At 71.0% G+C, this 7,051-nt stretch carries 10 protein-coding genes and 1 rRNA gene; 2 read left to right on the forward strand and 9 right to left on the reverse strand.

Translation table 11 applies throughout. From position 1 onward, the window contains the following. Positions 1-28 precede the first annotated feature (28 nt). Complete coding sequence (gene pnp, locus L1280_RS10975; RefSeq protein WP_253582309.1) at positions 29-2,197, forward strand: polyribonucleotide nucleotidyltransferase; 2,169 nt, start codon at positions 29-31, stop codon at positions 2,195-2,197. A gap of 263 nt (positions 2,198-2,460) precedes the next feature. Here pnp and L1280_RS10980 read toward each other — a convergent pair whose 3' ends face one another. Beyond that, entirely contained in the window at positions 2,461-2,658 is a 198-nt protein-coding gene (locus L1280_RS10980) for a hypothetical protein (protein WP_253582310.1), read from the reverse strand. Positions 2,659-2,685: 27 nt separating this feature from the next. After that, a complete protein-coding gene (locus L1280_RS10985; protein WP_253582311.1) occupies positions 2,686-2,928 on the reverse strand; it encodes a hypothetical protein in 243 nt (80 codons plus the stop codon). A gap of 36 nt (positions 2,929-2,964) precedes the next feature. Between L1280_RS10985 and L1280_RS10990 the strand changes: the two genes are divergently transcribed. Beyond that, complete coding sequence (locus tag L1280_RS10990; protein WP_253582312.1) at positions 2,965-3,279, forward strand: hypothetical protein; 315 nt, start codon at positions 2,965-2,967, stop codon at positions 3,277-3,279. 61 nt (positions 3,280-3,340) lie between these two features. On the opposite strand, the gene L1280_RS10995 is transcribed toward L1280_RS10990, so the two are convergent. From L1280_RS10995 to L1280_RS11025, 7 genes are all read right to left on the reverse strand, one after another. After that, on the reverse strand, positions 3,341-3,808 hold the full coding sequence (locus L1280_RS10995) for a hypothetical protein (protein WP_253582313.1): 468 nt from the start codon (positions 3,806-3,808) through the stop codon (positions 3,341-3,343). A 50-nt stretch (positions 3,809-3,858) separates the two neighbouring features. Beyond that, entirely contained in the window at positions 3,859-4,347 is a 489-nt protein-coding gene (gene folK / locus L1280_RS11000; protein ID WP_253582314.1) for a 2-amino-4-hydroxy-6-hydroxymethyldihydropteridine diphosphokinase, read from the reverse strand. Beyond that, positions 4,344-4,703 (reverse strand): dihydroneopterin aldolase, encoded by a 360-nt coding sequence (gene folB / locus L1280_RS11005; protein ID WP_253582315.1) that lies wholly within the window; start codon positions 4,701-4,703, stop codon positions 4,344-4,346. Before folB ends, folK begins: the two co-directional genes overlap by 4 nt. Then, positions 4,700-5,614, reverse strand: a complete 915-nt coding sequence (folP, locus tag L1280_RS11010; protein ID WP_253582316.1) for a dihydropteroate synthase — start codon at positions 5,612-5,614, stop codon at positions 4,700-4,702. Before folP ends, folB begins: the two co-directional genes overlap by 4 nt. Then, positions 5,607-6,383: an ImmA/IrrE family metallo-endopeptidase gene (locus L1280_RS11015; RefSeq protein WP_253582333.1), complete on the reverse strand. Its 777-nt coding sequence runs from the start codon at positions 6,381-6,383 to the stop codon at positions 5,607-5,609. The genes folP and L1280_RS11015 overlap by 8 nt, the downstream gene beginning before the upstream one ends. 182 nt (positions 6,384-6,565) lie before the next feature. Beyond that, positions 6,566-6,820: an acyl-CoA-binding protein gene (locus L1280_RS11020; protein ID WP_253582317.1), complete on the reverse strand. Its 255-nt coding sequence runs from the start codon at positions 6,818-6,820 to the stop codon at positions 6,566-6,568. A gap of 141 nt (positions 6,821-6,961) precedes the next feature. Continuing rightward, positions 6,962-7,051, reverse strand: a 16S ribosomal RNA gene (locus tag L1280_RS11025); the annotation flags it as partial.

The raw sequence follows: 7,051 nt of genomic DNA on the forward strand, positions 1-7,051 counted from the left end.
TGCGGCGGGGCGGGATAGACTCACCTCCATGATCGGAAAGACCTACACCACGGTGCTCGGCGGGCGCGAACTGAGCATCGAGACGGGCCGACTGGCGAAACTCGTCAGCGGCAGCGTCACCCTGCGCTACGGCGACACCCTGCTCCTCGTGACCGCGCAGGCCCGCGAGGAAAAGAGCACGCTGGACTTCCTGCCCCTGACCGTCGAGTTCGAGGAACGGCACTACGCGGTCGGCAAGATTCCCGGCTCCTTCCACCGCCGCGAGGGGCGCCCCGGCGAGCGGGCCATCCTCTCCGCCCGCATCACCGACCGCCAGATTCGCCCCCTCTTCCCCAAGGGCTACCGCCACGAGACGCAGGTCATCATCACCGTGCTCTCGGCCGACCAGCAGAACCTCCCGGACGTGCTGGGTCCCATCGGGGCGTCGGCGGCCCTGAGCATCAGCGACATCCCCTGGGGTGGGCCGACCGCCTGCGTGCGGGTGGGCCTGATTGACGGCGGGTACGTGCTGAACCCCACCACCGACCAGCTCACGCGCTCGACCCTCGACCTCGTGGTGGCGGGCACCCGTGACGCCGTGATGATGGTGGAGGCCGGGGCGCAGGTCGTGGATGAGGAGACGATGGTGGGCGCCATCGAATTCGCCCACGCGGAGATGCAGGGCGTCCTGTCCCTGATCGAGCAGATGCGGGCCGAACTCGGGGCGCCCAAGTTCAACTTCCTGGCGGAAGGCGACCTCGCCCCCGACCTCGTGCCCGAACTGGCCGAGGCGGCGCGGACGGCGGGCCTGCGCGACGCGCTGCTCACCGTGAAGAAGAAGGAGCGCGGCGCCAATCTCAAGGCCCTGCGCGACCGCATCATTCAGGACCGCATGATCGAGGGCGAGGTCGAGGGGGCCGAGGAACGCATCGTGGCCTTGAAGGCCGCCTTCGGCAAGGTGGAAAAGCAGGAGTTGCGCCGCCTGATTCTGGAAGAGGACCTGCGGGCCGACGGCCGCAACTCGCGCACCGTGCGCCCCATCTGGATCGAGGCCCGGCCCCTGCCCCGCGCCCACGGCAGCGCGATCTTCACGCGCGGCGAGACGCAGGTGCTGGGCGTCGCCACCCTGGGCACCGAGCGCGACGAGCTGCTGGTGGACGACCTGACCACCGAGGACAATGACCGCTTCCTGCTGCACTACAACTTCCCGCCCTACTCCACCGGCGAGGTCAAGCGCATGGGCGGGCAGTCCCGGCGCGAGGTCGGGCACGGGCACCTCGCCAAGCGGGCGATTCGGGCGGTGCTCCCCTCCTTCGAGGAGTTCCCCTACGTGCTGCGCGTGGTGGGCGAGGTGCTGGAGTCCAACGGGTCGTCGAGCATGGCGACCGTGTGCGCCGGGACCCTCGCGCTGATGGACGCGGGCGTGCCCCTCAAGGCCCCGGTCGCAGGCGTGGCGATGGGCCTCGTGATCGAGGACGGCAAATACCGCATCCTCACCGACATCCTGGGCCTGGAAGACGCGCTCGGCGACATGGACTTCAAGGTCTGCGGGACCGCCGAGGGGGTCACGGCCCTCCAGATGGACATCAAGGTGGGCGGCATCACCCCGGCGATCATGCGGGAAGCGCTCGCCCAGGCCCGCGAGGCCCGCCTGCACATCCTGGGCAAGATGGCCGAGGTGCTGCCCGCGCCGCGCCCCGAGCTGTCCCCCACCGCTCCCCGCATCGTCAGCCTCAAGATCAACCCCGAGTTGATCGGCAAGGTGATCGGCCCCGGCGGCAAGCAGATCCGCGAACTCGAAGCGATGGGCGCCCAGATCACGGTCGAGGAAGACGGCTCGGTCCGCATCTTCTCCGCCGACAGCGCCGCCGCCGAAGCCGTCCGCGCCCGCATCGAGGGCCTGACCAAGACCGCCCGCGTGGGCGAGGAGTACGAGGGCACGGTGGTCAAGACCGCGCCCTTCGGCGCCTTCGTCAACCTCTTCCCCGGTCAGGACGGCATGCTGCACATCTCGCAGATGAGCGAGGAGCGCATCAATGCCGTCGAGGACGTGCTGAACGTGGGCGACAAACTGCGCGTCAAGATCGCCAACATCGACGACCGGGGCAAGATCGACCTGATTCGCCCCGAACTGGAGGGCAAGATCGCCCCCCGCGAGCCGCGCCCCGCCCGCGCAGGCGGCGGCGACCGGGGAGGGCGCCCGCCGCGCCGGGACTGACCCCAGGCAAGAGAGGCCGCCTTTCCTTGGGGAGGGGCGGCCTCGTCTTATCGGGTGAGCAGGCTTTTACTGCCCCGCCAACCCGAGATCCTGCACGGTTCCCGAGTAACCGACCACCGCCGTGATGGTGTTCTTGCCGCGCTGGAACAGATAGGTCTGGCTGCGGGGCGTCCTCGCGCCTCCTTGACCTTCCTGTACCCGCCCTTCTGGAGACCGGCGAGCACGTAAGCGGTCTGCGCCGCGCCCGTCTTGGCCTCCAGGGCCTACATCTCGGTCCACTTCACCCCGGGCATCGCCTGCTTGAAGGTGAGGTGCAGCGGGCCGCAGATCGGCGTGAGCTGCCGCGTGTCCTTGAACAGGCTGTTGGCGACGGTGCCGGGCTTGACCGGGCAGGCCAGGGCCGAGGAAAGGAGCACGGCAGCCACCAGCGAACTCAACCGACCTGGGATGGACTGGACCATACGCCAGCATATGGGACCCCACCCCAGCTACTCCCGCCCCGTGAACACCGCCAGCGTCGCCGCCGCGAGTGCGCCCACCGCCCCCGTCACCAGCGGGCCGTCCTGATGGTCCAGAAACGCCTCTACCGTCAGCGCCAGCCCCAGCACGCTCGCCCCCAGGGTCAAGGCCAGCATCCAGCCCAGTGGCAGCGGCGAGGTGGCCGCCGAGACGCGGGTGCCCCAACCGTAGCCCGCCAGAATCAGGAGTCCCGCGCCCAGCCAGCCCATCACGGCCAGATCATACGCCCCGGCGCTAGAATCCGGCCCATGCGCCCCGCCTACCTCACCGCCGCCCGACACCTGCAACTGGGGCGCGAATGGGCGGTCGAGGGCGATCAGGAGCAGGCCACCGAGGCCTACGAGGAAGCGCTGCGGCTGCTGCGGTCCCTGCCCCCCGAGCGCACCCGCGACGTGCTGCTCGCCCACACCCACCTCGCCTACTACCAGACGCTGGCCCTGCTGGGCGACGAGGCCGGGCCGGAGCACCTGCACCTCGGCGTGAGCTACGCCCGTTCGACCCGCGATCCCCTGGCGCGGGCGATTGCCGAGGAGTGCCTGAGCGGGCTGGAGGCGGTGTTGTAAGGGGCGCCGCCAGAGAGAAAGCCCCAGCGGTGGCTGGGGCTCTTGCTTTGGTCGAAGAGGCTTATACCCCACCCGGAAGCTGAAGCTGCGCGGTCGTGCGGTTCTGGGCCTTGTCGTGGGCGCACTGGAACGGCAACTGGCCCAGCGGGGCGCCCCCACCGTTGACCTGAATGTTGGCCGGGACGTTCAGGGTCCAGCCGCCGCCCTGGGCAGGCTGAACGCTGTCCACCAGGTCGGCGGGCTCGGGCGCCACCTCGGCGGTCAGCCGCTGCCCGGCCTGAAGCTGCCCGCTCTGCTGAAGCAGCCCCTGGAGGGAAGCGAGTTGCTCGTCTTCCGCGAGCTGTTCCCGGCAGACTTCGATGAACTGGAATTTGCTGATCCCGTTCGCCTCGCGGTCACTGTAGTAGGGGTTGGCGCGGATGGTCAGGGCGGTCACGAAGCCCAGCAGCAGCACGCTGAGCGCGATGGCCACCCACAGCAGGGTGCGCCCCAGGTTGCCGTTGCGCTTGGAGGAGGTCAGCTCGCTCATGTCGGGACGCAGCATAGCGTGCCCAGGGGGAAACCAGGCCGTCTGTTCGCCTACCAGTCGGCCGCCACCCACGTGACGCCCGCCCGGCCAACCCGCTCCAGGGCCGTCTCCACCCGCTCCCCGGTCACCGGATGCGCCCGCTCCGGCGCGAGGTCCGCCAGCGGCGCGAGCACGAAGGCCCGGTCCCAGGCGCGGGGGTGCGGCAGCGTGAGTCCCGGCGTCTCCCACACCTCCTCCCCATACAGCAGCAGGTCGAGGTCGAGGGTGCGGGCCTCCCAGCGTTCGCGGCGCTCGCGGCCCGCCTCTGCCTCCAGCCCGTGCAGCCCGGCGAGGAGGCCAGGGGGCCGCAGTTCGGTCTCCAGCCGCAGCACGGCATTGAGGTAGTCGGGTTGCCCAGTCGGCCCTCCCACCGGGGCCGTGCGGTAGAGGGCACTCACCCCGGTCACGGTGCCCAACCGCGCGAGGGCCTCTCTGGCCCAGCGCAGGGTCACCAGCGGGTCCCCTAAGTTCGCCCCCAGCGCCACATACGCCGCCGTCATTCGCCGGGCCGCAGGGTCAGCTCGGCGTACACGTCGCGGAACACGCCGGGGAGGGGCGCGAAGGGCTTGTGGACCCGCACGGTGACCGCTTCCAGCCGCCCATGCTCGCGCAGCAGCCGCCGGGCGATGCGGTCGGCCAGCACCTCGATCAAGAGGTGCCGCTCACCCGTGACCTCCTCGCGGATGGAGGCGTAGACGGCAGCGTAGTTCACGGCCGCCGCGAGGTCGTCGGGAATGCCCGCAAAGGCCCAGTGCAATTCGGCGTCCACCACGAAGCGGGCACCCAGCGCCGCCTCCGACTCGAAGACGCCGTGCCGGGCGTGAAACTCCAGTCCCTCCAGCACCACGCGGCTCATGCGGGCGATTGTAGCGGGCCTGTTTCCTGTCTCGGCGTGTCGAGGGCGGCCTGCACCCGCAGCGCCTGAACATGTTCGGCCACCGCGTGCACCCGCACCATCGCCGCCCCCTGCCGCGCCGCGTGCAGGTGCAGGGCGAGGCTGCCGGGGTCCCGCTCCGAGGCCACGGGCACGTCCCCGAGGCGCCCGATCATCCCCTTGCGGCTGGCGCCCACCAGCACCGGCCACTCGCCGCCCGTCAGGTCCGGCAGCGCCCGCAGCAGCGCAAGGTTGTGCTCGACCGTTTTCCCGAAGCCCAGGCCGGGGTCGAGCAGCACGGAGGGCACCCCCGCCGCCCGCACCCGCGCGGCCTGGGTCCGCAGGTACCTGTGAACCTCGGCCACCACGTCGCCGTAGTGCGGCGCGTGCTGCATGGTGCGCGGCTCGCCCTGCATGTGCATCACGCAGGCGGCAGCGCCCGCCTCCGCGCACACGGCCACCATCCCGGGGTTGCGCAGGCCCGACACGTCGTTGACGAGGTGCGCCCCCGCCTCCAGCGCTGCCCGCGCGACCTCGGGCTTGAGGGTGTCCACGCTGAGGAGCACGCCCCCCCCCGCCAGCGCCCGCAGCACCGGGCGCAGCCGGTCGACCTCCACGTCGGCGGGCACCGGGTCGGCGCCGGGCCGGGTGCTCTCGCCCCCCACGTCGATCATGAAGGCTCCAGCGGCCCGCATCGTGCGGGCATGGGCCAGCGCCGCCTCCAGCCCCGCGTGGCGCCCCCCGTCGCTGAAGCTGTCGGGCGTGACGTTGAGGATGCCCATGACCGCGCATCCCGTCCAGACCACCTCCCAGCCGTCCGGGGTGCGGACGCCGCCCGGCACCGGGAAGCCGAAGGTCAGGCGGTGCTGCCGCTGCGGCCAGGGGCTACTCACCCGCCTCCTCCCCCGCCCGCTCGCTGCGCTGCCCCAGCGCGAAGCTCACCAGCACGCGCTGCCGTTCGGGAAAGGCGTCCACGTAGGCGGGCATCCGCCGCCCCGAGCGGAAGGGCACGTAGCTCTCCTGCGCGAGCGGCAGCCGGGTCGCCAGCGCCACCGCGACCGGGTGGTCCTCGGGGATGGGTGTGCCGGGGCGCAGGCTGTACTTCACGCCGGGAGCGCCGCTGCTGGCCCGCACGGTGAGGCCCTTGCCGGGCGGTGCGTCCTCGTCCTCCGTGTCGAGGCGGCTGACCGCACACACCGCGTAGAGAACGGGCGCCGTGGTGCGCTCGGCCAGGGCGTACAGAGCACTGCTCGCACTCACGTCGGCGCGGCGGGCGAGTTCGGCCAGCGCCTGCCCGCTGGGGCCGTGCCGGGCCAGCACCTCGTCGATCAGGGCGCCTGGCATCAGCAACGCGGCGGCGCCCACGTTGCACAGTGTCTCGATAACCTGCTCCAGCCGCTCGCCCTCGTAGGCGTCGTGCAGGTCGCTGAGCAGATCGTCGTCGCCCAGCAGCAGGGCGTGGCTGATCTCGTGGGCCAGGGTGAAGCGCTGGCGCTCGGGCCGCACCCGGCTGTTGATCAGCACGACCCGGTGCTCGGGGTCATAGGCGCCGTCACGGTCCCCCATCGGCAGGAACCGCAGGGTGGCGTCCAACCCGGCGAGGAGGCTGTGGGTGTCCAGCCCCGGCAGCCCGCTCGCGTAACTCGCCGCCAGCTCGCGCATCCGCGTCTTGGCAGCGGCGAGCGCCTCTCCCCCGTTGGAGGCCCCGCGTTCGGGCGGCTGGGAGGCGGAGGAACCGGGGTTCACCCCCGCAGCTTACCGTGTGGCGGACTTCAGACCAACAAGAGCGGTCAGCAGAAGAGGTGGCCCGCCCGCAGGCCGCCACCCCAGCCGACCCAGGACCCTCAGCCCCGAGCCTTGAGGGTCTCCACGAGCGCCACGTACTCCGCCTGCGCTTCCTCGGGGTTCATCCCCCCCAGCGCGGCCCAAGCGTCGTACTTGGCGCCTCCCACGAAGTCGAACCCACCGGGGCGGCTGCCCGTCACGTCGCCCACCGAGCCCTGCTTGTACAGTGCATACAGCTTGAGCAGGGTGTCATTGCCGGGTTTCTTGGAGAGGGTCTGCACGTCCCGCTGGGCCTGTTCAAACGGCGTGGTCATGGGGAGATTGTACCGGGTCAAAGTTCCCTGACCCGGTGATCCCAAAAGGCGCGTCCCCCCGGTGGAGCCGGGGGGACGAGGTCAGCGTGGATTGGTCTGGCGGTGAGGCCAGGGGGGTGGGAAGAGGAGCGGAGCGTGTAGAAAGGAGGTGATCCAACCGCACCTTCCGGTACAGTTACCTTGTTACGACTTCACCCCAGTCATGCGCCACAGTCTAGACGCCTGCCGTGA

The organism is Deinococcus sp. HSC-46F16, from assembly GCF_024171495.1.
Taxonomy (GTDB): domain Bacteria; phylum Deinococcota; class Deinococci; order Deinococcales; family Deinococcaceae; genus Deinococcus.

What these genes read in the sequence shown, in the direction of transcription:
- L1280_RS11020 (WP_253582317.1), bottom strand. Translation starts at nt 6,820, where the DNA reads ATGACCACGCCGTTTGAACAGGCCCAGCGGGACGTGCAGACCCTCTCC.
- pnp (WP_253582309.1), top strand. Translation starts at nt 29, where the DNA reads ATGATCGGAAAGACCTACACCACGGTGCTCGGCGGGCGCGAACTGAGC.
- folB (WP_253582315.1), bottom strand. Translation starts at nt 4,703, where the DNA reads ATGAGCCGCGTGGTGCTGGAGGGACTGGAGTTTCACGCCCGGCACGGC.
- L1280_RS11015 (WP_253582333.1), bottom strand. Translation starts at nt 6,383, where the DNA reads ATGCGCGAGCTGGCGGCGAGTTACGCGAGCGGGCTGCCGGGGCTGGAC.
- folK (WP_253582314.1), bottom strand. Translation starts at nt 4,347, where the DNA reads ATGACGGCGGCGTATGTGGCGCTGGGGGCGAACTTAGGGGACCCGCTG.
- L1280_RS10980 (WP_253582310.1), bottom strand. Translation starts at nt 2,658, where the DNA reads ATGGTCCAGTCCATCCCAGGTCGGTTGAGTTCGCTGGTGGCTGCCGTG.
- L1280_RS10995 (WP_253582313.1), bottom strand. Translation starts at nt 3,808, where the DNA reads ATGAGCGAGCTGACCTCCTCCAAGCGCAACGGCAACCTGGGGCGCACC.
- L1280_RS10990 (WP_253582312.1), top strand. Translation starts at nt 2,965, where the DNA reads ATGCGCCCCGCCTACCTCACCGCCGCCCGACACCTGCAACTGGGGCGC.